This is a genomic window from Shewanella sp. SR43-4 (assembly GCF_014163845.1).
GTDB lineage: Bacteria > Pseudomonadota > Gammaproteobacteria > Enterobacterales > Shewanellaceae > Shewanella > Shewanella vesiculosa.
The window spans coordinates 91,585-117,264 of record NZ_JACJEB010000012.1; the positions used below are offsets into that span (position 1 = coordinate 91,585).

Sequence of the window (25,680 nt, forward strand, 5' to 3'; positions counted from 1 at the left end):
ACTAAATTACTTGTGGTATTTACCAGACAACTCATGCACAGAATTGATAAATGCACCTGCATGTTCAGGATCAACATGTTGATGAATGCCATGGCCTAAGTTAAATACATGGCCAGTACCTTCACCGTAACTTGCTAGAATTTGATCAACTTCTTGATGAATACGCTCTGGCGTAGCATACAACATTGATGGGTCCATGTTGCCTTGTAAAGCCACTTTATGACCTACGCGGCGGCGAGCATCACCAATATCAACAGTCCAATCTAAACCTAATGCATCACAACCGGTTTCAGCCATAGACTCTAACCATAATCCGCCGCCCTTAGTGAACAAAGTAACAGGCACTTTACGGCCGTCAGCAAAACGGGTTAAACCATCAACAATTTTTTGCATGTAACGTAATGAGAACTCACGGTAAGCGTGATGCGATAATGCACCGCCCCACGAGTCGAATATCATTAACGATTGTGCGCCGTTAGCCACCTGAGCATTAAGATATAACACTACTGAGTCTGCTAACTTGTCTAATAACATGTGCAATGCAGCAGGTTCTGCATAGGCCATACGCTTAATTTTTTCGAAGGTTTTGCTTGATCCGCCTTCAACCATATAAGTGGCTAAAGTCCAAGGTGAACCAGAGAAACCGATTAATGGCACTGAACCATTTAATTCGCGGCGAATGGTGCTCACAGCACGCATTACATAACCTAGCTCGTCTTCTGGATCAGGAATAGATAATTTTTTAATGGCATCGATTGTGTCAGTTGGACGCTCAAAACGAGGGCCTTCACCCGCTTCAAAGTACAACCCTAGGCCCATTGCATCTGGCACAGTCAGGATATCTGAGAATAAAATCGCAGCATCTAAATCATAACGACGTAATGGCTGTAATGTCACTTCACAAGCGAGTTCCGCATTACGACATAACGACATAAAGTCACCAGCCTGGGCACGAACTTCTTTGTACTCAGGTAAATAGCGGCCTGCTTGGCGCATCATCCAAACTGGAGTGACATCGACTGGCTGCTTTAGCAACGCACGTAAATAACGATCATTTTTTAATTCTGCCATGTGGACTTTGTTCCTAGACTGTTATGATTTCTGCTGGGCGTTAGTTTAGCACTTACGCGATTAATGTAACCACTGATGCCGAATTTATGTGAGCTAATCCTAAATCTATTGGCGATTTTATTAGCACAACCGCCCTTGTGCTCACAAAACGCACAACTCTGATGTGTAAATCGCAATTTATCGGATTAAAAGTTGCGTCGAGTTATCGGGTTTGGTATAAAAAGTGTGCGCTAGCAAGAACAATCAAGAAGCCCGACACATCGAGCCTTTGAAAACTTAGTTACCCCGTGATGGCATGCCCATCACGGGTTTTTTTATGAGTGTGGTTTTAATATCTGATGTCTTTTGCACAAAAATGGCTTATTCCTAGGCAAATAAAATAAAACAGTTGATCGTTATATACTTTGTCCAATACATTAGTTGTTATAGAAAAACGGCTAATTAGAGAGAAAACATGCTAACTAAATTAGAAAAAGCAGAGAAACGCTGGGGTGGCTCTCATAATTTGATCGACCAATGGATTAATCATCGCCGTAAATTATTGATCCAATATTTTATCGTTGCAGGTTTAGCACCCTATTCTCGTAGCGAAAAATCACTTCCTAGCATGGATCAAGTAAAACAGTTTTGCGCTCAATTAGTTGATTATGTTTCGGAAGGTCACTTTGAGGTGTACAACAATGTTGTTAAAGCCTGTGAAAAGTTTGGTGAAGCCAGTATAGAAACCGCTAACGGTTTATTGCCAATGATAAGTGAAAGCACTGACATCGCATTAGACTTTAATGATAAATATACCGATGCGGTAGACGAGCAAGTATTGTATCAACTCGACAACGATTTATCCCATTTGGCACAAGCAATGGAGTCACGTTTCGAATTAGAAGATGAGCTAATAGAACTACTATACCAACGTCTTCCTTAAGTGAAATGGTTGCTTAAAAGTGCGACGTTTACGCACTTTTAAATGCCGCGGGATTTTTACCATAACAAGTTTATATTACTACCAATATTATTGACGCTTACGCCAGTTTTCAGGTATTTCAACTTGTGACCATAATTGTTGACATAACTCTTGCGGTTGCTGCCAATCCCCCATTTTTATCCACTTAGCCAATGCATCTCCTATTTGCGGATACGCGATAGGCTTAGGCGATGGACTTTTCAACCAGCGTTTCAGCACCACAGGATCTAACGTTTGCATACTATCTGCGGCGGCGAGTAATTGTAACGCTGCAACATTGGCTGATTGCTCATACTGTCCCTGTAGAGGTTTAACTAATAATTTCTTACCTAATGTCATCGCTTCACTGGCTAACTCAAAACCAGCATTACCCATAACGCCACCGCACTGCGCCATGTGCTGCTTAAAACCATCGCGATCAAAGCCATGCCAATGAATGTGATCCGATAACGGTTTCAAAGGTTGTGTACTGTGATAAACAAAAAAGTGGTATTGATCAAAGGGTGCTAAAAATTCAGCGACGCTATCGGCATCCTCAAACGGTAAATACACCAGAATTTGATGACTATGATCGCCGCCATTGGGTGAGACCTCAACAAAAGGAGGTAAAATAGGAAAGCCAAAGTGATGCCAGTGACAGCCTAAAGCAATATCAACTGGAGCAAAATGTTTCAGTAAATACTCATTAAACCAGCTATTACCCTGCTTAGGCACAGGATATTGTAATGCCGCCTGATGACTAATGGCAATTGATGGAACATTTTGTTGCTTTGCAGCCCAGGCACTCACGGGTTCAAAATCATTCAACACTAAATCATAACCTGATAAATCTAACTGTTTTATCTCAGATAAGATTGAGGTTTTCATATTGGACATGACCGTTTTTACAGTATTAACACGGCCACTTTCAGTCACGAATGTCATACCATTTCGAGTCTGATAATCGCCAAAGCATTGCATATCGAAATAATGTTGGGGTGCGCGACCAGAGAATAGAAAATCAACATCAATATTCTGTTGCTTAAGCGCTTTAGACATCACACGAGCACGACTAATATGGCCATTCCCAGTGCCTTGAACTCCGTACAAAATTTTCATGTTAGCTCACTTTCCTTGACGGCTTATTAATTAAGATTGCAAGACGCTACACTGGTTACCACATACGCTGTGGCACTATGAAGGATTACCATATATGTCGCTATAATATGAATTGTTCAACAAATAATACGCTTGCGATCCCTAACCCTGCTCCAGCAATAATATCCATAGGGTAGTGCACTCCAAGAGAGATACGTGAAATGCCGACAAAGCACGCCCAGGCAAAGGCTACTGGGGCCAAGGCAGGAAAAACCACATTGATGACACTAGCAAACAAAAATGCACCTGCGGTATGCCCTGAAGGTAAACTAAATTTGTCTGAAGGCTCATAACTTGACGTAAAACCGGCTAATGCATGACATGGACGATGACGTCGAATAGTATTTTTCAACAATAAATACAACGGAAATTCAACGACAAAACTGCCAAGTGCCAAATTAAAAAAATGCTGCCCATTTGGATGAAGAAATAATAATGCGACAGATAGATACGCATAATAATGTCCATCTCCTGTTGCTGACACACGTTTAGCCGCCACATTTAAGCCGTTATCTCGGCTAAATTGTACAATCCAATAAAAACAATATTTATCTAACTGACTGATACTTATCTTCATGCTTGCCTCCATGCCAAACGTCAGCAATATTATTGCGCTAATATTAGTCTGACTAAAGTTATGTATTTGTTAACAGTCTGAATAATAGAGTGAGGGAATGAACGCGAGGTGACAGTTAGCCTAAGGTTTTGTGACAGCTGAAATGAATCAACTGTCTACTGGGATATGTTAGATCATCGCTAGTCAAGGTGAGCGTCGTCAAAGTGTGTTGGACTATAACGCTAGCTAATCCAATCAATAGCAGATGATTAATTCCCATAAAAATACCCCCGCATACAAGTATGCGGGGGTATTTTTTAGAAGCTTAGCGTAAGTAGAGTCAACCCAATTTGACAAACGTTATGCCGTTTGCGCCTGCTGACTTTTATTACGATAAATCTTCACTAAGTGATAAATATTAATACATGCAACAAAGGCATTCATGCCCGCCACTGGCCACGCTTCAATTGCATATCCATAAGCAACAAAAAAAGCACAACCGGTAAAATTTAACCATCTTAGTAAAATGATGTCTTTCATCATCAGAGAAATGGCAACCATAACTGATGCAACATACCCTAAGATTTCAATAATATTGATATTTTCCATAAGAACCTCTGTATCAGGCTCTCTGCCTTCCGTAAGCGTAACGAGGATTCCATGCCCCTAAAGCTAGCATTATTTTGTAAACTAACATTAATTAATCTACCAATATGCTAACAAACTGCTGAGTAAAAATGTAATTAAAAAACGTATTAGGATGACCTAAATCAACATATATCAACTAATACATTCAATTTGAAAGAAAATTACTTCCAAATCTGATCCCTGTTCTGTATTTAGGTCAATGGCATATTTAGGCATATGTAACACCATAAGTTGATTTATAACAATCCGGTGATTGATAAGGCTTTTATTTTCATAAAAAGCTCATATAATTCATTTAACTTTGCTTTACCCAGCATTTTACCTTTGCTGTCCAACAGGAGTTAAATATGGAATACAACACCTCAGAACTTTGCGACATGTATATAGATGTAGTCGATGTCGTTGAACCAATGTTCAGTAACTACGGTGGTTGCAGCTCCTTCGGTGGCTCAATCAGTACAATTAAGTGTTTTGAAGATAATGGTCTGATTGCAGAAGCCTTAGAAGAAGACGGTGAAGGTAAAGTATTACTTGTTGATGGCGGTGGCTCATTAAGACGCGCTCTGCTTGATGCCAGAATAGCTGAACTAGCTGTTGCCAATAACTGGGAAGGTATTCTCATTTACGGTTCAGTGCGCGATGTTGATGCTCTTGAAGAACTTGATATTGGTATTCAGGCACTTGCTTCAATTCCTGTGGGAGCTGAAAGTAACGGAGTAGGCGAAATCGAAATTCCAGTTAATTTTGGTGGCGTAACCTTCTTACCTGGTGACCATATCTATGCCGATAACACCGGTGTTATTTTATCGCCAGAACCATTAGATATTGATTAATGACGTCATAGCCGATTTCGCTTTGTAAAAAAGCTGGCAAACGATTACTTTAAAAACCAGCTATGCTGGTTTTTTTATGGCTATACCTAAGCGACCTGAATATGCTTAGTTCAGCAAAAATAGCTTGGTTGTTAGACAAAGTAATCATTTTCATGGGTTAGTTATTCTCCATCTAGAATGGTTAACGCAAGCTGGCGGCCAAAAACACTGGCCCTTTGGAGTCCATCATCGGCCCTGTTTCGTGGTATAGAAATGCATACAATGACAGCGCATTAGATTGTATTTTTAACTCGAATTGAAACCGATGATGAGACTCTGAATCTTGTCTTTCAGGTAATTTGGAGAATCATCATGTTTAGTGCATTTACCCAACAGCACTGCGATAGCTTATTAACCTTGCGGCCTAATGAAGCAAAACTCGGTCAGCAAGTTTATCTGGCATCGACACAATGGTCATTAGCACAAAATGCCCAGCAGGCTAAATCTGCTGGCGCACAGTTTGCCATTATCGCCATTGCAGAAGATGTTGGACCAAGAGCTAATTTAGGCCGGGGTGGAGCGGATGATGCCTTTATCGCCAGCATGCAGCAGTTGCTAAACTTACAGTCCAATCGCTTTCTTAATGGCAATGAATGTGCCATTTTGGGGCAAATTAGTCTTGACCATTCGCTACCCATAACCGCAAGTATTGAACAATTACGTGATGCAACTGCGCAATTAGATGACATCGTTATTACTGCGATAAGTGATGTAATGCAAGCCGGGCTAGAACCTATCGTCATTGGCGGCGGCCACAACAATGCCTATGGATTATTGATGGCGACTAAGGCTATTACAGGCTTACCCGTTGCAGCGGTAAACCTTGATCCTCACAGTGACTTTAGACCGCGTGAAGGCCGCCATAGTGGTAATGGGTTCAGTTACGCGGCAGCTAATGGCGCCCTCGACCATTATCATATCCTCGGATTGCACGAGCTAAAAAACAGCGAACAAACCCTAGAACAACTGAGTTTGTTTGGCGCTACATGGAACAGTGTTCAACAAATTTGGATCCGGCGTGAACTGTCACTTGAAACAGCATTAAAACAGATCGCTAAATCATTAAATCAAACTCAACTGCCAGTAGCATTAGAGCTTGATGTCGATGCAATTGCCAATATGCCTAGCAGCGCGGCTACCTTTGCCGGTATTCCGCTCCTCGATGCCTGTCATTATGTGCACTATATCGCTAAGCATTGTTCATGTCGTTATGCTCATTTTGCCGAAGCCGCTCCAGCATGTCATCACGCAGGGATAGATGCGGGATATCGCGATGCAGGCCAAAGTCTAAGCGAGCTAATCTATGCATATATCCAGGGACGACTAACTTGTCTCAATTAGAATCTGTAGCAGCTATTCATTAAACACTAATTTTATGCTCTAATGCAGTGCAAATTTTTAGCCCTAATAGTGGATATTTATTGAGGCTAATTGGCGCGAAGATCATTGCTATGTTCAAGTTGATGTGGAATGTATATTAGGTGTAAAGCAAGACAACTAATTGATTGTTGTCACACTCTCACACCGCAACATTTCAGCAATCATTCGCAATGGCATACACTTGCTATTAATAATCGCACATTATAGGAATATACCGATGTCTGAAGGCGAACCAAAAAACACTCATTTTGGATATAAAACTGTCGAAGCCGATAAAAAAGCAGACTTAGTCGCTGATGTGTTTCATTCCGTCGCGGCAAAATACGACATTATGAATGACGTAATGTCTTTTGGTATTCATCGCTTTTGGAAGCGTCACACTATTGAAGTCGCTGCAGCTCGCCCAGGTATGAAAGTGCTGGATTTAGCCGGTGGAACAGGTGACTTAACCGCTAAGTTCTCTCATTTAGTTGGCGAACGTGGCCAAGTGGTACTTGCCGATATTAATGATTCTATGCTCAAAGTGGGTCGCACTAAATTACGCGACAAAGGCATAGTCAATAACGTCAGCTATGTACAAGCTAACGCTGAAGCACTGCCGTTTCCAGATAACCATTTTGATATCATTACTATTGCGTTTGGTTTACGTAATGTAACCGATAAAGATGCCGCGTTACGCTCGATGAAGCGCGTCTTAAAACCGGGTGGGAAACTTTTAGTATTGGAATTTTCTACCCCAAAACATGAGTTAATGCGCAAAGTGTACGACATGTACAGCTTTAAAGTATTGCCAAAAATGGGCGCGATAATCACCAAAGATGCTGACAGCTACGAATACCTAGCTGAATCTATTCGTATGCACCCAGACCAAGAAACCCTTAAGCAAATGATGATAGATGCTGGGTTTGAGCAAGTTGACTACACCAATATGACAGACGGCGTTGTCGCATTGCACAGAGGTTATAAGTTCTAATGATGCCTAATCACTTTGCTTTGCTAACTTGTGCCGCGATAGAAACCGCTTTTAACCAACTGCCAGCACAGGCTAAAAGTGACTATGCGCGACAAAAATCATTGCACGGCAAAGTATTTTGTATCCAGTTAAGCCAGTTAAATTGGCCTATTTACTTAGTATTTGCTAAGCAAGTTCAAGTGCTTAGCCATTATGAAGGTGACGTTGCGGTAACTGTGCGCGCTGATATATCGACTTTATATCAGCTTACCGAAGGTGCCAACTTAACTGAGCTCATCAAACAAGATAAGCTCAGCTTGCAAGGTGATATTCAATTATTACAATCATTAAGCCACTATTTACAGCACATTCATGTTGATTTTGCCGAGCCATTATCACGCTATATCGGTGATGCTCCGACACATAAAATTGTCTCTGGCGCCAAACAATTTAGCCATGATATTAAGCAAGTCATCCATAAAACACGCTCGCACATCAGCCAGTTAACCACTGAAGAATATCGTCTGGCACCGCATAAAATTGAATGGCTACATTTTCGTGATAATCTGGATGAGCTCGTTAGCCAAACCGATAGTATTGAAGCCAAAATAGCCCAATTAAGAGAAAACATAACTCAATGACAACTGCAAGTATCAGGCGTGGTTACCATGTCATTAAAACCATTTTACATTTTGGCTTAGATGACCTAATTCCTCGACACAAAAAGCCCTGGTATTTCTCAATCCTGCGCAATAGTCTGTTTTGGATCCGTAATAAACACAAAGATAAATCACCTGCCGAACGCTTAAAGCTGGCGATGCAAGATTTAGGACCGGTGTACATCAAGCTAGGGCAGATGCTGTCGACTCGTCGAGATTTACTTGACGACGAATGGGCTTATCAATTGGCTATGCTGCAAGACAGAGTACCGCCGTTTGATTCTGCTTTAGCACGCCAAGCAATCGAAGCTGAACTGGGTGCACCCATCACGACCTACTTTGATGATTTTAACGATACCCCATTAGCATCAGCCTCAATTTCACAAGTTCATACCGCAACCTTAAAATCTAACGGTAAAGCTGTGGTGCTTAAAGTATTACGCCCAAATGTTGAGCAGCAAATTTTAGCTGACCTTCAGTTAATGACGCAAACAGCCAATATCCTGGAAGCAATATTAGGTGAAGGTAATCGTTTACGCCCTGCTGAAGTGATTGAAGATTATCAAACCACTATTTTGGGCGAGCTAAATCTTAAACTCGAAGCACTTAACGCCATCAGGCTGCGCAATAATTTTATTGATTCCAATTCGCTGTACGTGCCATTTGTATACGAAGAACATAGCTACCAACGATTAATGGTCATGGAACGTATTTACGGTATTCCAGTTTCTGATACCGAAGCGCTACGCGCACAAGGAACCAACTTTAAACTGCTTGCCGAACGCGGCGTAGAACTCTTTTTTACTCAAGTATTTCGCGATAATTTTTTCCATGCCGATATGCACCCGGGTAACATCTTTATCAGTCGTGAACATCCAGACGACCCATTCTATATAGGCCTAGATTGCGGCATTATGGGCACCTTAACCGAGGTGGATAAGCGCTATCTTGCAGAAAACTTTTTAGCCTTTTTTAATCGCGACTATCACCGGATTGCTCAGCTGTATATTGAGTCTGGCTGGGTGTCAGAACACACAGATATCATTGCTTTTGAACAAGCTGTAAAAGTAGTGTGCGAACCCATGTTTAACAAACCACTTGATGAAATTTCATTTGGCCATGTATTGCTGGAGCTGTTTAGAACAGCTCGCCACTTTGATATTGTGGTGCAACCACAGCTGGTATTATTGGAAAAAACCTTACTGTATATTGAAGGTTTAGGCCGCCAGTTATATCCACAATTAGATTTATGGCAAACGGCAAAACCCTTCCTAGAAAACTGGATGTCTGAGCAAGTCGGCCCTAAAGCCATGTTCAAAAAAGTCAAATCCAATACACCGTTTTGGGCCGATAAACTCCCCGAATTTCCTGAACTGATTTATGATAACTTAAAATTAGGCCGTAAATTACTCGGCACCCAACAGCAGATGCTTGATAAGTACCTAAAATATCAGCAAAAATCTCACAAAAGTAATTATCTACTTATCACTTCTGCTGTATTATTGATCTGTGGCACAATTTTATTTACTCAGATAGCTACACTATGGCCAACGTATACCTGTATTAGTGTTGGTATATTAATTTGGGCGGTAGGATGGCGATCTAGACCAAAGAATCGTAAATTTTAGCTAGCACTAATTTATGAGACGTTCATAATACTTAAAGAATTGGGTGGTATTGTGGATTTTGAATTAATTTTTTTACAAAAACCATTTTTTATTTAAAGAGGATAATCTTCATGGGCGGCATCAGTATTTGGCAGCTTCTAATCGTAGCGTTAATTGTCATTCTATTATTTGGAACTAAAAAATTACGTTCTTTGGGCGGTGATTTAGGCGGGGCAGTAAAAGGCTTTAAAAACGCCATGACACCAGAAGATGAAAGTAAATCATTAGAAGATAAAGACAAGACAGCAGCGACCTCGCAACAGGCTGACGAAAAGCAACCTGAATCTAAAGATAAACAGGCGTAATTTATTATGTTTGACGGTATCGGCTTTATGGAGCTGCTGCTGATCGGTATTTTGGGGCTAGTGGTTCTCGGCCCCGAAAGACTTCCGATTGCAGTGCGTTCAGTAACGGGTTGGATCCGCGCACTCAAGCGCATGGCTAACTCTGTCAAAGATGAACTTGAACAAGAGCTTAAAATTGATCAGTTGCATGCTGATTTAAAAAAAGCGGAAAGCAAAGGCTTATCTGGTTTATCGCCAGAGCTACAAGAATCAATTGATCAGTTAAAAAAAGCGGCTGCATCTGTGAATCGACCTTACAAAGTTGAAGACACATCACCTGTTACTCCAGCAAAACCAACTGAACCTTCGGCCCCTGTCGCAGAAGCTAAGTCATCAGAAGTGACTAGCGAAAGCAGCTCAACCCCTAAATAAAACGGATAATTCATGTCGCAACAGCAACCGCTTATTAGCCATTTGCTTGAATTACGTAATAAATTGCTTAAAGCCATTGGCAGCGTATTACTGGTATTTATTGCTATTGTGTATTGGGCCAACGATATTTATCACTACATCGCCCTACCATTAATGCGATCGCTGCCAGCAACAGGTAGCATGATTGCAACCGACGTGGCTGCACCCTTTTTTGCACCATTTAAACTAACATTGGTGTTAGCATTTTTCATTGCCATTCCCTATGTCCTTTATCAAGTATGGTCGTTTGTTGCCCCTGGGTTATACAAACATGAAAAGCGCTTAGTCGTGCCCTTATTGGCTAGTAGCACCTTGCTGTTTTACCTTGGAATAGCCTTTGCTTACTACATCGTTTTTCCGGTTGTTTTCGGCTTTTTTACCAGCGTAGTTCCTGAAGGCGTTCAAGTCGCTACTGATATCAGCAGTTATTTGAGTTTTATTTTAAAGCTGTTTTTTGCTTTTGGTTTAGCCTTTGAAATTCCAGTAGCAGTGGTTTTACTTTGTTGGGCGGGTGTCACTACACCTGACGAGTTACGTCAAAAACGTCCTTATATCGTTGTCGGCGCCTTTGTTATTGGTATGATACTGACACCACCAGATATTATCTCGCAGACTATGCTAGCAATCCCAATGCTGTTATTGTTTGAAGGTGGGCTAATCGCTGCACGTTTTTACAGTAAAAATGAAGATGATGAGCCAGAGAACGAACAAGCTGATAGTTAGGCAATAGCACAAGTCTCTAAGGCTCAGAAGCAAATAATAATAAGGAACAATCAATGCGTTTAAGTTTAATTGCTGCTGGGATCATATTGATGTCAGCTAATGCATATGCCAATACCAATCTTGGTCAGCAGCTGTCTATATGCGCCGCTAAAACCGACAAAACGGCGCGATTGACCTGTTATGACACATTAGCGGCGAATGCTAAACCCAGTGCCCATATTATGGCTACAGCAAGCCCTGTCAATTCTATAGCACCTGAAGTCGCGACAGTCCCAGCCGCTGCAGTATCTGTTGTTGCCAGCCCAAAAGCATTAAGCGTTGATGATTTTGGATTGCAAAAGAAAGTAATAGAAGATGAAGTCAGTAAGATTTACTCAGAGGTCGTCAGCGTTAAAAAAGATGCTTTAGGCGCATTTATAATCACATTGAACAATGGCCAAGTGTGGAAACAAAATAGCTCCAAGTATTATAAAATCAAAAAGGGTCAACACATATTCATTGAAACGGGTGCATTAAACTCGTTTTTATTAGGCAGTGATGATCGTAATGCGACGACTCGAGTTAAACGATTAAAGTAGCCTGATTACTTTGATTATGATGACATGACTCAATACATCGACATTGCTGTCAATCTGCTTAGCGAAAGGCTCAAGCACGATATTGACACTGTTATTAATGATGCGGCGAAACACCATGTTTCGCCGTTAATTGTTATTGGCAGCGATCTCGATGAAAGCACTGAAGCCATATCAACCTGCCAACAATATCCGCAACAACTCTACTGTACTACCGGTGTTCATCCCCATCATGCATCCTCTTGGGATCAACACAGCAAAACACGTTTAACACAACTTGCGCAGCAAGATACTGTGGTGGCGATTGGTGAGTGTGGCCTTGATTACAACCGTGACTTCTCTCCAAGAGCTGCCCAAAGAAAAGCATTTTCCGCCCAATTAGAACTGGCTTGTGAACTCAATATGCCGGTTTTAATGCATTGCCGTGAAGCCCACAGCGACTTTATTGCCATAGTAAATGAATATCGAACTCAACTTCCAAATGCTTTACTTCACTGCTTTACGGGTAACAGAGATGAGTTGATTGAATGCCTAGACACAGATTTATATATTGGTATTACAGGGTGGATTTGTGATGAACGCCGAGGCCAAGATTTAGCAAAACTAGTACCTTTGATCCCCAATAATCGCATAATGGCAGAAACAGATAGCCCCTATTTATTACCGCGCAGCATGCGACCTAAACCAAAATCGAGTAAGAACCTCCCCCAATACTTACCTTATATTGTTGAGTATATGGCTAATTTACGTCAACAGTCGCCGATATTATTAGCGCAACAATGTTACCAAAACAGTTGTGATTTTTTCCAACTACCTGTGGTTCTACACACGAGTAACGACGCACTATGAGCATAAGATATCGTTGTTTGACGCTGTACAATCAATATCATGTTAGGATTATTGTTGGACTTTTGTTACTGCTCATTAGCCAAAGTAGTTGGTCTAATACCCTTTACCCTACTCCGCTGCGGCTAACCGCTAATTCCATCACCAAAATTGAATTGCAAGACTGGGTATATGCCAATCAAAGTAACGACATTGAAACCCTAAGCCAATTATTACAACAGCCAGAAAATAGCTGGAAAAAGCTCAACACAGATCACCCCTATAAAATAGGCGTTAAAAACTATTGGGTGAGTTTTAGTATATTTACGCCCAATGATCATCTTGCACGCATTATTGCCTTAGACAATCCTTTGCTCGACAGCGTTAAAATATACCACCTGATTAATGGGGAACTGGTCAGCACTGAAGTCATGGGAGATACATTACCGTTTAAGCAACGGCCATTACAAAGTAATATTTTTTTATATCCCGTTAACTTTGAACCTGGTGATACCCATACTTTTTATCTCAAAATCGATAATAAAGGTACCATCAGCTTACCATTGATATTGTGGTCATCGAATGATCTTACCCAACTGACCGAAACCAAGAACTTGTTCAGTGGCATGCAAATAGGTGTACTACTTGCGATTTGCTTGTTCAGTTTATTCATTGCACTTGCTTCTGCATCTTTTAGTTACAGTTATTACAGCGGCTATGTATTAGGGCTCACGATACTCTCGGCGTCAATACACGGAGTATCATTTCGCTATTTGTGGCCTCAATGGCCCATTATGCAGCAGTATATTTTCATTATTGTTATCCCCTTAACCCTGGGATTTTCATTGATGTTTACTGAAAAAGTTTTACAACTTAAATATCATAATCTGAAAATGTTACGTATATGCCGCATCATGGCAGTACTGAGTTTTGGGTTAACGATTGTCATGCCATTTATTAATTACAGCTCTGCCCTGTATGTATTGGTATTTGTGGTATTAACAATCAGTACTATCTTGATGGCATTCTCCTTGATCCAAGCCTTCGGCGGCCAACGGAATGCCCCTTTATACGCCATTGGCCGTATGGGATTTATGTTGGGTTGTATTGTTACAGGACTCATTTATCTTGGCCTGATCTCTACCAATATATCGCCGCAAATACCCATAATGCTAGGGCTGACCTTTGAAGTTATTACTATGGCTGCAGTGCTTGCGTTACGCTATAACGATGAACGAAAAGCCAAATTTGAGATCCAGCAACACACGTTAGAACAAGCCCAAAAATTGCGTGAAACCCGTGAAGAAGCACTTCGAAGTGAAGCAGAGAACAGTGAAAAATTGGAAAAAATGGTACAAGAGCGTACCCTTGAGTTAGAAATTACCTTGCGCGAACTAAGTGAGGTTAATCAAAAGCTCACTGAGCAAAATACTATCGATAGCCTGACAGGGGTAAAAAACCGCAGCGCTTTTGATCGCCGTCTCATTGCTGAAGGTCGTATTAGCCGTCGTCAGCAAACGCCAATGTCTTTGCTAATGATTGATATCGATAAATTTAAAAATATTAATGACAAATATGGACACCTTGGTGGCGACCACACCATAAGGGCAATAGCCAACACACTGTCTGAATACGTAAAACGTCCAACGGATCTCGTATCACGTTTTGGTGGTGAAGAATTTGCTATTATTTTGCCTTGCACAGATATTGAAGGTGCTCTGCTCGTTGCAGAGCAAATTCGCCAAGCCGTTAGTGAACTCAACATAGTACACAATGAAGACATAATACCCGTTACTGTTAGCATTGGTATTAGCGAGACCATTATCGACAGTGATGAGCATCCAATGTTATTACTAGAACAAGCAGATAAAGCCCTGTATCAAGCTAAACGCAGTGGTCGAAACCAAGTCTGCTATTACCAGCGTGAAACAGACACGATCTAAACCAGGAGTCGAAATTGAATATTATTACCAGTGCTTTTCCACAGCGCAGAATGCGCCGCATGCGTAAACATGAATTTAGCCGTCGTTTAATGTCTGAGAATACTTTAACCGTTAACGATCTGATTTATCCAATGTTCGTGTTGGAAGGTTTTCAACGTTCAGAGAAAATTGCTTCAATGCCGGGTATCGAGCGTTTTTCAGTTGATCTATTATTAAAAGAGGCCGCTGAACTGGTTGAACTTGGTATTCCACTTATCGCGTTATTCCCGGTAACACCGGCAGATAAAAAGAGCTTACTTGCAGAAGAGTCTTATAATCCTGATGGTTTAGTACAACGTGCAGTACGTGAATTAAAGCAAGCATTCCCACAGCTTGGCATCATGACTGACGTCGCCTTAGATCCTTACACGACTCATGGGCAAGACGGTATCATTGATGATACGGGTTATATCCTCAATGACATCACTACAGACATTTTAGTCAAACAAGCGCTATCACATGCTGCTGCAGGTGCTGATATTGTCGCGCCATCAGACATGATGGACGGTCGTATTGGCGCAATTCGCCAAGCTCTAGAAGCTAATGGCTTTGTGAATACCCAAATTATGGCTTATTCCGCTAAATATTCATCCAGCTATTATGGACCATTTCGTGATGCTGTCGGATCGGCTAGCAACCTAAAAGGTGGCAATAAACACAGTTATCAAATGGATCCTGCCAATAGCGACGAAGCCTTACATGAAGTGGCATTAGATATCCAAGAAGGTGCCGACATGGTAATGGTTAAGCCCGGTATGCCATATCTAGACATAGTACACCGCGTTAAAACAGAATTAGCGGTACCGACTTTTGCTTATCAAGTCAGCGGTGAATACGCCATGCACATGGCCGCTATTCAAAACGGTTGGCTTGCAGAAAAATCCATTGTCATGGAGTCGTTACTTTGCTTTAAACGCGCTGGTGCCGACGGTATTTTAACCTACTTTGCTAAACGCGCGGCCCAGTGGCTTAAAGAGCAAAACCAATAAAACTCGCTTATTGAGGTATTAAGCCAATCCATTCAGGGTTGGCTTTTTATTTTATACCCCAGACTCTGCACTAGCATTAACCCTATTGAGTAAGTGAATTCTCCTATTATCGTGATCAGCATTGCATCATAAGCTATCGCCTCTTAACAGACTTGATTAAGCATGCTTGAATACACTCAAGTACAGTATTTTCTTCTTAAGCGAGACATTATCATGCACAATAACGTTAGAACATTATTGGCCACAACCGCACTCTTTTTCAGTACCCAAATGTTGCCTATGGCCGCATCAGCAAATCCTGGATGCGCATTTGAAAAAGATCAACAAGGCTTTATTGCAACATGCAGCGAGGAGAAACAAGAAGTGATTTTAACTGGCATAATCCAACCACAAACTCTAACAACTCAATTACCAGGCTATGCTGAAGGGTTCACTAATTATCAAGTTGATGCGCAAGCCATCGATGTACTCAAAGCCATTAAACAACCGATACAAATAGTGGTGATTATTGGCACTTGGTGTCCAGACTGCCATCGCGAAACACCGCACTTTATGCGAATTATTGAAGCGGCAGCCAATCCCAACATTGAGGTTGAATACATTGGTGTCGACCGAAACAAGCAGGATCCCGAAGGTTTAGCGGCAAAATACGCATTCAGCCGAATTCCAACGTTTATCGTTAAACAACAAGGCAATGAGCTAGGTCGTATCGTTGAACGCCCGCAAGCCACATTAGAAGCCGATTTAGTTGAGATTTTAAAGTAGTGATGTAAATGACTTATTTAACTCAAATATCGTCATCACTTAAATAATCAAAAAAGGTCGCCATGGGCGACCTATTTTTTATTGCGCTTATGTCAGCCACTACATCGATGCTTTAGCGGCGATACGATCGGCTAACAGTTGTAATACACCTTCACGAAGTGCACCACCAGCAAGATGTAAACGACTAATAGAAAGGCTTTCAAATAGCGCGATTAATATTGCCACTCCCGCCGCAAATGTAGGAGCTTGTTCGGCATTTAAGCCCTTAATGCCACTAAGCCTGGCATCTGCTTGCGATAATATTTCATCACGAAAAGCATACAAAATCTTAAGGGTAATCACTTCTGGGCGTTGTCTGTGCTGTAATACAGATACGACTGATTGCACAGCTCCAGAAGCGCCGACAACACTTTGCCAACCAAAGTCGAGCAACTGAGGCCGACATTCAGCCAAAATATGATTAACATAGTCTATTGCCTGTTCAACATCGATGATTTGTAGTGGTGTTTGACTAAAAAATCGTTGATTAAACAGCACACATCCCATTGGCAGGCTGGTTTTAAACAGCACGTTACTACCGTCACCAATAATAAACTCGGTACTGGCGCCGCCAATATCTATCACTAACCGGCGCCCCTCACCTTTAGTGGTGGCCACCATGCCTTTATAAATGAGTTCAGCTTCACGTAGCCCTGAAATAACCTCAATGGGATGCTGTAAAATAGGCATCGCACGTTGATGAAATTCATCGGCATTACCAATAACACGCAATGTCGCGGTAGCAAATACGGCAACGTTAGCACTATTAATATGGTGTTGCTTTAACATCTGGGCAAACATGGCCAAGCATTCTAAACCACGCTGCATAACATGTTCAGACAACATGCCATCGTCACCTATACCTTCGGCAAGGCGAACTTTACGCTTATATTTAGCGATAACAATCGGTTTATTTCCCACCGAATTAGCCACCAACATATTAAAACTGTTAGAACCTAATGTTATCGCCGCATAGGGTTGAGATACTGTTAGCATTGACTATGGTCTACGGGTCCTATGACGTGGAGGACGCGAAGTATTGCCGCCACTACGATGCGCACCTTTACTCGCACCATCGCGTGAACGAGATGGCGCAGGCTTGCGGTGAATACGAACTGGTGCAGGAATATCATCCAAAAGTGCATCTCGATCGTAATTAGATACGGGAATTGAATGATTAATATAGGTTTCAATTTCGGGAAGATTTAATGCATATTCTTCACATGCAAAACTCACCGAAATGCCTTTTTGTCCTGCGCGGCCTGTACGGCCAATACGGTGCACATAATCTTCACAATCATCTGGTAAATCATAGTTATACACGTGTGACACATCAGAAATATGCAAGCCACGAGCGGCAACATCTGTTGCAACTAATAAATCTAAATCACCAGAGGTAAATTGCTCAAGAATACGAATACGCTTCTTTTGTGGAACATCACCAGTTAACAAACCCACTCGATGACCATCACCTTCTAAATAAGACCACAGTTTTTCACAGCTGTGTTTTGTGTTCGAAAACACAATCGCTTTATCTGGCCAATCTTCTTCGATTAAGCTCAGTAATAAACGCATCTTGTCTTCCATTGACGGATAGAAAATTTCCTCTTTGATATTTTTAGAGGTTTTTTCTAATGGTTCAATTTCAACTTTTTCAGGGTCGTTCATATGATCATAAGCTAATTCCTGCACTTTCATTGAAAGCGTGGCAGAAAACAACATATTTAAGCGTGACTTAGCATCAGGCATTCTGCGGAATAAAAAGCGAATGTCTTTAATAAAACCAAGGTCAAACATACGGTCAGCTTCATCAAGCACTACTGCTTGAATGTGGCTTAAACTGATGACACCTTGACGAACATAATCAATAATACGCCCTGTGGTACCAATCAGAATATCAACGCCTTTGTCTAATACTGCACGTTGAGTTTCATAGCTTTCGCCACCGTAAACAATACCGACTTTGAGTCCGGTATGTGCCGCTAATAAATTAGCGTCTTTGGCTATTTGTATTGCTAACTCACGGGTTGGCGCCATTATAATAGCGCGAGGTTCTGTTACTTTGCGACCCTCTGGTGCAGCAACGGTTAATAAATGGTTAAACGTGGCCACTAAAAAGGCCATGGTTTTACCTGTACCGGTTTGGGCTTGTCCGGCAATGTCTTTTGCATTAAGTAATATTGGTAAAGATAACGCCTGAATGGGCGTGCAAAACTCAAAGCCGTTCTCGTTTAACGCCGCTAGTACTTCGGGCTTTAAAGGGAAGTCGGCGAATTTCTTGGTCGATAAATGTGTTTGGCTCATAGCACAAGCATACCTGTAGGGGTTGCAAAAAAAGATTCGATCGTTTGAAATAGCTACATTACTAAAACGGTCTCTTGAAAAGCTATTTAACTGACCCAATATACATGGTAAGCCATTAATAAACTAGCAATGGAACCAAATCTGGAGAACAACATGAGCGATAAAATTGTATACCTAAGCGATGACAGCTTTGAAAACGATGTAATAAAGTCTGAAACACCAGTATTAGTAGACTTCTGGGCTGAGTGGTGTGGTCCTTGTAAAATGATTGCTCCAATTCTCAACGACGTTGCTGAAGAATATGCAGGCAAACTGACCGTAGCAAAACTTAACGTTGACCAAAACAGCGTTTCACCAGCTAAATACGGCGTGCGTGGCATTCCAACATTGTTAATATTCAAAGCTGGCGAGTTGGTAGCAACCAAAGTGGGTGCATTATCAAAGACGCAACTAAAAGAATTCATTGACGCTAAAATCTAATCAGAAGTAGCTAAAAATGTTAAATGGCACAAGTTTTAAACAATTTGTGCCATTTTTAGTTTTTATTTAGTCTAAATTTCTGGACGGCCAACACATAAAGTGCTAATTTAATCATCAGATTTTTTCAATTAACCTCTTCTCGCTTATCAATCAAAAAATATCTTTTCAACCTTACTGATTGATTGCGGTAAGCTTCGTCGCGCAATACAAGACTCCCATACATGAATTTAACAGAATTAAAAGACACGCCAATTTCAGATCTAGTTTCGCTTGCTGAAAGTATGAATCTGGAAAACATGGCTCGTACCCGTAAACAAGATATCATCTTCTCTATTTTGAAAGCTCACGCTAAAAGCGGAGAAGACATTTTCGGTGGCGGTGTATTAGAAATCCTCCAAGATGGATTTGGATTTTTAAGAAGTTCAGATGGCTCATACCTTGCGGGTCCTGACGATATTTATGTTTCTCCAAGCCAGATCCGCCGCTTTAATATGCGAACCGGTGACAGTATTTTTGGTAAAATCAGACCGCCAAAAGAAGGCGAAAGATACTTCGCACTATTGAAAGTCAGTGAAGTTAACTTCGATAAACCAGAAAGCTCTCGTAATAAAATCCTATTTGAAAACTTAACCCCACTTCATGCTGAAGAACGTCTTCGTATGGAACGCGGTAATGGTTCTACTGAAGACATTACCTCGCGAATCCTTGATCTATGTTCACCGATCGGTAAAGGTCAGCGTGGTTTGATTGTTGCGCCGCCTAAAGCGGGTAAAACATTATTACTTCAAAGCATTGCTCAAAGTATTACCTACAACAACCCAGATGTGGTGTTAATGGTATTACTGATTGACGAACGTCCTGAAGAAGTGACCGAAATGCAACGCATGGTTAAAGGTGAAGTGATTGCTTCTACCTTTGATGAACCAGCCAGCCGTCACGTTCAAGTAGCCGAAATGGTTATCGAGAAAGCAAAACGTCTTGTTGAGCATAAAAAAGACGTGGTGATTTTGTTAGACTCTATCACTCGTTTAGCTCGTGCATATAACACGGTTATCCCATCATCAGGTAAAGTGCTTACCGGTGGTGTCGATGCTAACGCACTGCATCGTCCAAAGCGTTTCTTTGGTGCAGCACGTAACATCGAACACGGTGGCAGCTTGACCATTATCGCTACCGCGCTTGTTGATACCGGCTCAAAAATGGATGAAGTGATTTACGAAGAGTTTAAAGGTACTGGTAACCAAGAGTTACACCTTTCTCGTAAAGCCGCTGAAAAACGCGTATTCCCAGCGATTGACTTCAACCGCTCTGGTACTCGTCGTGAAGAAAAACTAACGACACCGGAAGAACTTCAGAAGATGTGGATTTTACGTAAAATCTTACACCCAATGGATGAAGTTTCAGCAATGGAATTCTTAATCGATAAATTGGCTATGACCAAAACTAACGAAGAATTCTTCACTGCAATGAAGCGCGCTAAGTAATTTATTACCGACACGCACTATAATCGCAAAAATGCCGCTTATTTAGCGGCATTTTTTATGTCTCAATAACCTATGACTAAAGATCCTGATAAGACTCAGTCCTACTCTCCCGATCCGCAGCGATAAAAGTATTAGTCTCTAGGCTTTCAGCTTGCTATCGCCGGTTATCATTCTAGCGTTTATTAACGCTCTTCCCGCCTTAAACAGATGCCATTTTTCGACGTAAATAGGCAATTTGTTGCATATGCGGTAAATCTTTCGGGCAAGTATCTTGGCAACCTAATAATGTCATACAGCCAAAAACACCGTCTTGATTACCAATCACATGATAAAAATCATCTGCACTGCGAGTATCACGACTGTCTAATTCAAAACGGGCAATTTTCATCATCCCCACAGCGCCAACAAAGGTTTCACGCATTTGTTTAGTGGCACAAGCTGATACACACACACCGCACTCTATACATCGCTCTAACTCATAAAGTTTGGTGGCTTCTTCTGGCGACATCGGTGTTTCAATTCGATGAATATCATTATCAGCTGTATTGGGATGCAACCACAGCGCTAAGCGCTCAGATAATTGGCGCATAAATTTGCCAGTATTCACCGATAAATCGCCAATCAGCTCAAAGCCTGGTAATGGCATGAGCTTAATATGCCCATCAGGATAATTAGCGGTTAAGGTTCGACAAGCTAAAGTCGGTTTACCATTGATCACCATGGCACAACTGCCACAAATACCTGCACGGCAAACAAAGTCAAATTGCAGCGATGGGTCTTGAGTTTCACGTAATTGATTTAAGGCGATAAACACCGTCATTCCGGGTGTTTCAGTTAGGCTGTATCTGACCATTTTCGCTTTATCACCAGGCTCTTGTGGGTCATATCGAAAAATAGAGAAGGTTAACGTACGAGCTTGACTCATGTTACTTTACTCCCGTCGAAGCATTCGCTATGACATCAGTTAATCGCTGATTTCCAGGTTGATATTCTTCGGGTAACTCAAAAGGCATTAATGCCGCTTGCTTGACATGCCTATCGGTGTTTTCATCTAGATCAGCCAAAATAGCTTCAACCTGTTGCTGACGTTTTTGCGTATCAGGATGAGCAATAACATTATCAATACCATAACCGCGATACCCGGGCGGTAACTCCATTTGCATGACATCAATCGCTTCATAGCGCAGTTGGGGCCGAAAACTATCGGTATCTGGCCAACTGGTTAATGTCCGGTTTAACCAGTCTTTATCGTTACGTTGTGGAAAGTCTTCACGAGAATGGGCGCCACGACTTTCTGTGCGAGCATGGGCTCCACATGCAACGGTAAGCGCGACTTTCAGCATCCGTTTAATCCTTAACGCCTCAACTAATTCTGGGTTGGCATGACGTTTTTTGCACTTTAAGCCCAAATTTTTCGAACGTTCAAGTAGTTCAGACAATTGATTAACAGCCAGCTCAAGATCCGGCCCATTTCGAAAAATACCCACGTAATCCATCATAATTTTTTGCATCACAGCTTTAAGCTTAAAGGGGTCTTCAGTACCTTCGCCGTCAATTAACTGATCTATTTCAGTTTGTAACTGCTGCGCAAACTGCGCAATTAATTCAGTATCAATCACCAAACTATTTTGCTCACCAAAATCAGCAACATATTTACCAATAATCATCCCGCCAACCACAGTTTCCGCCAAAGAATTACCGCCGAGCCGATTAAAGCCATGCATGTCCCAGCAAGCGGCTTCTCCAACACTAAACAATCCTGATAATTGCGGGCTTTCTCCGTTCGCCTTAGTCCGAATGCCCCCCATAGAATAATGCTGAGTCGGCCTAACCGGGATCCACTCTTTTACCGGATCGATGCCCAGAAAGTTCTCACAAATTTCTTTCACTTCACGCAGATTCGTCTCGATGTGCTTTTGACCTAATAAGGTTATATCTAGCCATAAATGCGGCCCATAAGGACTATTGACCCCCTTACCTTTGCGGATATGCTCGGTCATTCTGCGAGAGACCACATCGCGAGAAGCTAGCTCTTTTTTATCGGGCTCATAATCAGGCATAAAGCGGTAACCGTCTTTATCGCGCAGTACACCACCGTCACCTCGACAGCCTTCTGTGGTTAAAATCCCCACCGGTACGATAGCCGTAGGATGAAACTGTACCGCTTCCATATTGCCCAGCGTCGCGACGCCAGTCTCTAACGCCAACGCTTGGCCGATACCTTCACAAATCATGGCATTGGTCGACACAGCATAAATCCGTCCGTAACCACCAGTGGCAATGGTGGTCGATTTAGCGATATAAGCACGCAGTTCACCGCTAATTAAGCAGCGAGCAATCACCCCATGACAGCGCTTGCCGTCGTGGATAAGGGTTAATGCTTCCATGCGCTCGTGCACAGGAATACCTAACGAAATAGCCTTATTATCGACAGCGTACAACAAAGAATGACCGGTACCATCTGCGGTGTAACAAGTGCGCCATTTTTGGGTGCCACCAAAGTCACGCGCGTTAATTAATCCGTGAGCAGCCTCAGCCTCAGTAATAGTGACCTTTTTTGCGTTAACAATCACTTGTCTGTCGCCTTTAGTCACTCGAGTCCAGGGGACGCCCCACTGAGCCAACTCTCTTACCGCTTTAGGCGCGCAATGAGCAAACATTCGAGCCACGGTTTGATCGCAGCCCCAGTCAGAACCTTTTACCGTATCTTGAAAATGTATATCTTCATCGTCACCAGCACCTTTAATGGTATTGGCTAAACTGGCTTGCATACCACCTTGGGCAGCGACAGAGTGAGAACGTTTTGCAGGAATAAGCGATAAAACTAAGGTATCAAGTCCGCGATCTTTTGATGCTATCGCGACTCTTAATCCTGCCAGCCCTGCGCCAACCACTAAGGTGTCGGTATAGATAATTTTCATGCGAATTCCTTATAAGGTCGACATATATGGCACTACGGGCAACGCTAACGAGTGGCCAATCAAAAGATAAGTCAGCAAACTCGCCACTCCTAACACCATTAAATACGCTAACAACACCTTAGCAAATTTGAGCATGGCAAAACGTTGCTCAACCAAGCCCCATTTCACCACCACGCGATATAAACCAAATACGCCATGCACTGCAACGACCGGTAACAGCAGGATATATAACGCCCAAGCATTGAAGTGATACACCCGCTCAGCCGAAAGATGTGGGCCTATTTCAGGATGGGTTATCATGGTGAATAAATGCGTTGGTACGAGGAAGAACAATAAAAAACCCGTGATCATTTGCCAAAACCAAATTTTGGTATCTTCATGGGGTAAAAAACGCATTTGATTTCGTAAGGCGCGCCATTGACCTAATTGCGTCGGAAAACGACGTAAGGCAAATACCGCATGGATCAGCACAACCAATAACATAAAGCAGGAAAAAATTTGGGTCACCAAAGGGTAGCCATGGCCAGTTTCACTAAATACTCCGCCCTCAAGAAACTGTGCCACTTGGTAGAAAGCTTCTTTGCCAAACAAGATACTCGACTCAAAATGCAAATGCAGCACCAGAAAGAGCCCCAGCAACACTCCAGATAGACTTTGTAGTTTATCCGCACGAGCAGCCCAAAGAGGGTGAGTAAAACCTTTATCGGTATTTACCGCACGTTCGGCTTTCCCTTGCAAAAAATTCGCAGCCATAAAGCATCATATCCTGTCAGGCACAATAACAAGTATTGACCATAGCAAGAGTTTTTCAATAGCGGCAATGAACAATCATCAAACCGTGATAATGTTCACCTACTAATCAGCGGGAGTTAGAAGCCGGTCACACAAACTAGAAAGTAAAATCTAAACAATACTGATAGTTAACTAAATATAGGCACGAGTGTTCGGTAGTTCAAACCTATCGAACGCTTTAGCTAAAAAAGTCGCATTACGGTAATAATTGCTGGCAATGTTGGCGTAACTTATCACGCAATAGCAACATGACCGGAGTGACATGCTCGCGACCTGGACAGATCAAGTTTAGCGCAACTGACTCACCAATATATTCGGTAAGTATCGGTACTAACTTGCCGGTTTTCAAATCATCAGCAACATCAAGAGCCACTTTAAATACAATTCCTTGACCCGCAACTGCCCAGCGCCGGGTAATTTCTGCATCGTTACTGCTACGATTGCCACTAACACGAACTTTATATTGTTGCTGATCTCGATTAAACGACCATAAATCATGATCACGTTGGTCTAATTTAAAAATTAAACAGTTATGTTGGCTTAACTGTGCCAAGGTTTCTGGCATGCCATGTTGCGCAATATAACCAGGCGAAGCACATAAAATACGTCGAGTATTACAAATCGTAAATGCCACTTGGTTAGAATCAGGCGGCTGACCATAACGCAAAGCAACATCAATTTTATCATGTAAGAAATGACTCAAATTGTCGCCAATATCTAACTTAATCGACAAATTAGGATAATCATTTAAAAAGCCATCTAACCATGGCAGTAACACATTACGGCCAAAATCCGATGATACAGAAACGGTTAACTCGCCCGAAATAGTCCCTTTTTCACTCGCCAATGCTTGCTCACCTAACAGCAAGCTAGCTAATGCTTCACGACAATGAATAAGGTAACGCTCACCCTGCGCAGTTAACCGTAAGCTTCTAGTTGTACGAATAAACAGTACTGCATCTAATTGTTTCTCCAAGCGCTTTAATCCGGCACTCGCGGCGGCAGCTGAAATATCTAACTCAACTGCAGCGCCTGCAATGCTGCCACAATCAGCCACCCTAACAAACAAGCTTAAATCGTTAATTAACATCTGTTATCCCAGCGTAAATACTCGGTTATTTTGCTTGTGTCAGCCTCATCTTT

At 42.0% G+C, this 25,680-nt stretch carries 26 protein-coding genes; 16 read left to right on the forward strand and 10 right to left on the reverse strand.

Annotation, left to right across the window (positions count from 1 at the left end):
- Nucleotides 1-6: 6 nt before the first annotated feature.
- Nucleotides 7-1,071 (reverse strand): uroporphyrinogen decarboxylase, encoded by a 1,065-nt coding sequence (hemE, locus tag H5123_RS14550; protein ID WP_182698426.1) that lies wholly within the window; start codon nt 1,069-1,071, stop codon nt 7-9.
- Nucleotides 1,072-1,525: 454 nt separating this feature from the next.
- On the opposite strand from hemE, the gene rsd reads away from it, so the two are divergent.
- A complete protein-coding gene (rsd, locus tag H5123_RS14555; RefSeq protein WP_124017266.1) occupies nt 1,526-1,993 on the forward strand; it encodes a sigma D regulator in 468 nt (155 codons plus the stop codon).
- Nucleotides 1,994-2,080: 87 nt separating this feature from the next.
- Here the strand turns inward: rsd and H5123_RS14560 are convergent, their stop codons facing one another.
- The 3 genes from H5123_RS14560 to H5123_RS14570 all read right to left on the reverse strand — a co-directional run bounded on the left by H5123_RS14560 (nt 2,081) and on the right by H5123_RS14570 (nt 4,334).
- A complete protein-coding gene (locus H5123_RS14560; RefSeq protein ID WP_182698427.1) occupies nt 2,081-3,130 on the reverse strand; it encodes an MJ1255/VC2487 family glycosyltransferase in 1,050 nt (349 codons plus the stop codon).
- Nucleotides 3,131-3,230: 100 nt separating this feature from the next.
- Nucleotides 3,231-3,746, reverse strand: coding sequence for a phosphatase PAP2 family protein (locus H5123_RS14565; RefSeq protein ID WP_182698428.1), 516 nt, complete (start codon nt 3,744-3,746; stop codon nt 3,231-3,233).
- Between the two features lie 339 nt (nt 3,747-4,085).
- Nucleotides 4,086-4,334: a YgjV family protein gene (locus tag H5123_RS14570; RefSeq protein ID WP_182698429.1), complete on the reverse strand. Its 249-nt coding sequence runs from the start codon at nt 4,332-4,334 to the stop codon at nt 4,086-4,088.
- 386 nt (nt 4,335-4,720) lie between these two features.
- On the opposite strand from H5123_RS14570, the gene rraA reads away from it, so the two are divergent.
- The 13 genes from rraA to H5123_RS14635 all read left to right on the forward strand — a co-directional run bounded on the left by rraA (nt 4,721) and on the right by H5123_RS14635 (nt 16,517).
- Entirely contained in the window at nt 4,721-5,206 is a 486-nt protein-coding gene (gene rraA / locus H5123_RS14575) for a ribonuclease E activity regulator RraA (RefSeq protein ID WP_124017263.1), read from the forward strand.
- Between the two features lie 345 nt (nt 5,207-5,551).
- Nucleotides 5,552-6,586 carry a formimidoylglutamase gene (locus H5123_RS14580; RefSeq protein WP_404948319.1) on the forward strand — a complete coding sequence of 345 codons (1,035 nt, stop codon included), beginning with the start codon at nt 5,552-5,554 and terminating at the stop codon, nt 6,584-6,586.
- A gap of 256 nt (nt 6,587-6,842) precedes the next feature.
- Nucleotides 6,843-7,598, forward strand: coding sequence for a bifunctional demethylmenaquinone methyltransferase/2-methoxy-6-polyprenyl-1,4-benzoquinol methylase UbiE (ubiE, locus tag H5123_RS14585; RefSeq protein ID WP_124017261.1), 756 nt, complete (start codon nt 6,843-6,845; stop codon nt 7,596-7,598).
- Nucleotides 7,598-8,218 carry an SCP2 domain-containing protein gene (locus tag H5123_RS14590; protein WP_182698431.1) on the forward strand — a complete coding sequence of 207 codons (621 nt, stop codon included), beginning with the start codon at nt 7,598-7,600 and terminating at the stop codon, nt 8,216-8,218. Before ubiE ends, H5123_RS14590 begins: the two co-directional genes overlap by 1 nt.
- Nucleotides 8,215-9,864, forward strand: a complete 1,650-nt coding sequence (ubiB, locus tag H5123_RS14595) for a ubiquinone biosynthesis regulatory protein kinase UbiB (RefSeq protein WP_182698432.1) — start codon at nt 8,215-8,217, stop codon at nt 9,862-9,864. Before H5123_RS14590 ends, ubiB begins: the two co-directional genes overlap by 4 nt.
- Before the next feature lie 110 nt (nt 9,865-9,974).
- Entirely contained in the window at nt 9,975-10,208 is a 234-nt protein-coding gene (gene tatA, locus H5123_RS14600; protein WP_124017258.1) for a Sec-independent protein translocase subunit TatA, read from the forward strand.
- A 6-nt stretch (nt 10,209-10,214) separates the two neighbouring features.
- Entirely contained in the window at nt 10,215-10,619 is a 405-nt protein-coding gene (gene tatB / locus H5123_RS14605; RefSeq protein WP_124017257.1) for a Sec-independent protein translocase protein TatB, read from the forward strand.
- Between the two features lie 12 nt (nt 10,620-10,631).
- Nucleotides 10,632-11,381, forward strand: coding sequence for a twin-arginine translocase subunit TatC (gene tatC / locus H5123_RS14610; protein ID WP_124017256.1), 750 nt, complete (start codon nt 10,632-10,634; stop codon nt 11,379-11,381).
- Between the two features lie 53 nt (nt 11,382-11,434).
- Entirely contained in the window at nt 11,435-11,959 is a 525-nt protein-coding gene (locus tag H5123_RS14615) for a hypothetical protein (protein WP_124017255.1), read from the forward strand.
- Between the two features lie 24 nt (nt 11,960-11,983).
- On the forward strand, nt 11,984-12,805 hold the full coding sequence (locus H5123_RS14620) for a TatD family hydrolase (protein WP_182698433.1): 822 nt from the start codon (nt 11,984-11,986) through the stop codon (nt 12,803-12,805).
- Nucleotides 12,802-14,724 carry a diguanylate cyclase gene (locus H5123_RS14625; protein ID WP_182698434.1) on the forward strand — a complete coding sequence of 641 codons (1,923 nt, stop codon included), beginning with the start codon at nt 12,802-12,804 and terminating at the stop codon, nt 14,722-14,724. The genes H5123_RS14620 and H5123_RS14625 overlap by 4 nt, the downstream gene beginning before the upstream one ends.
- A gap of 14 nt (nt 14,725-14,738) precedes the next feature.
- Nucleotides 14,739-15,752, forward strand: a complete 1,014-nt coding sequence (hemB, locus tag H5123_RS14630) for a porphobilinogen synthase (RefSeq protein WP_124017252.1) — start codon at nt 14,739-14,741, stop codon at nt 15,750-15,752.
- Nucleotides 15,753-15,965: 213 nt separating this feature from the next.
- A complete protein-coding gene (locus H5123_RS14635; RefSeq protein WP_124017382.1) occupies nt 15,966-16,517 on the forward strand; it encodes a thioredoxin family protein in 552 nt (183 codons plus the stop codon).
- A 99-nt stretch (nt 16,518-16,616) separates the two neighbouring features.
- Here the strand turns inward: H5123_RS14635 and H5123_RS14640 are convergent, their stop codons facing one another.
- A complete protein-coding gene (locus tag H5123_RS14640; RefSeq protein WP_182698435.1) occupies nt 16,617-17,552 on the reverse strand; it encodes an exopolyphosphatase in 936 nt (311 codons plus the stop codon).
- A gap of 3 nt (nt 17,553-17,555) precedes the next feature.
- Nucleotides 17,556-18,860 carry an ATP-dependent RNA helicase RhlB gene (gene rhlB, locus H5123_RS14645; protein WP_124017250.1) on the reverse strand — a complete coding sequence of 435 codons (1,305 nt, stop codon included), beginning with the start codon at nt 18,858-18,860 and terminating at the stop codon, nt 17,556-17,558.
- Nucleotides 18,861-19,013: 153 nt separating this feature from the next.
- On the opposite strand from rhlB, the gene trxA reads away from it, so the two are divergent.
- Nucleotides 19,014-19,340 (forward strand): thioredoxin TrxA, encoded by a 327-nt coding sequence (gene trxA, locus H5123_RS14650; protein ID WP_124017249.1) that lies wholly within the window; start codon nt 19,014-19,016, stop codon nt 19,338-19,340.
- A 221-nt stretch (nt 19,341-19,561) separates the two neighbouring features.
- On the forward strand, nt 19,562-20,824 hold the full coding sequence (rho, locus tag H5123_RS14655) for a transcription termination factor Rho (RefSeq protein ID WP_124017248.1): 1,263 nt from the start codon (nt 19,562-19,564) through the stop codon (nt 20,822-20,824).
- A gap of 199 nt (nt 20,825-21,023) precedes the next feature.
- Here rho and H5123_RS14660 read toward each other — a convergent pair whose 3' ends face one another.
- From H5123_RS14660 to H5123_RS14675, 4 genes are all read right to left on the reverse strand, one after another.
- Nucleotides 21,024-21,749 carry a fumarate reductase iron-sulfur subunit gene (locus tag H5123_RS14660; RefSeq protein WP_182698436.1) on the reverse strand — a complete coding sequence of 242 codons (726 nt, stop codon included), beginning with the start codon at nt 21,747-21,749 and terminating at the stop codon, nt 21,024-21,026.
- Between the two features lies 1 nt (nt 21,750).
- Entirely contained in the window at nt 21,751-23,745 is a 1,995-nt protein-coding gene (locus H5123_RS14665; RefSeq protein WP_182698437.1) for a fumarate reductase flavoprotein subunit, read from the reverse strand.
- Between the two features lie 9 nt (nt 23,746-23,754).
- A complete protein-coding gene (locus H5123_RS14670) occupies nt 23,755-24,498 on the reverse strand; it encodes a fumarate reductase cytochrome b subunit (RefSeq protein ID WP_182698438.1) in 744 nt (247 codons plus the stop codon).
- Between the two features lie 235 nt (nt 24,499-24,733).
- The gene (locus H5123_RS14675; RefSeq protein ID WP_182698439.1) at nt 24,734-25,627 is read right to left on the reverse strand and encodes a LysR family transcriptional regulator; all 894 of its coding nucleotides are present in this window, start codon (nt 25,625-25,627) and stop codon (nt 24,734-24,736) included.
- Nucleotides 25,628-25,680 lie beyond the last annotated feature (53 nt).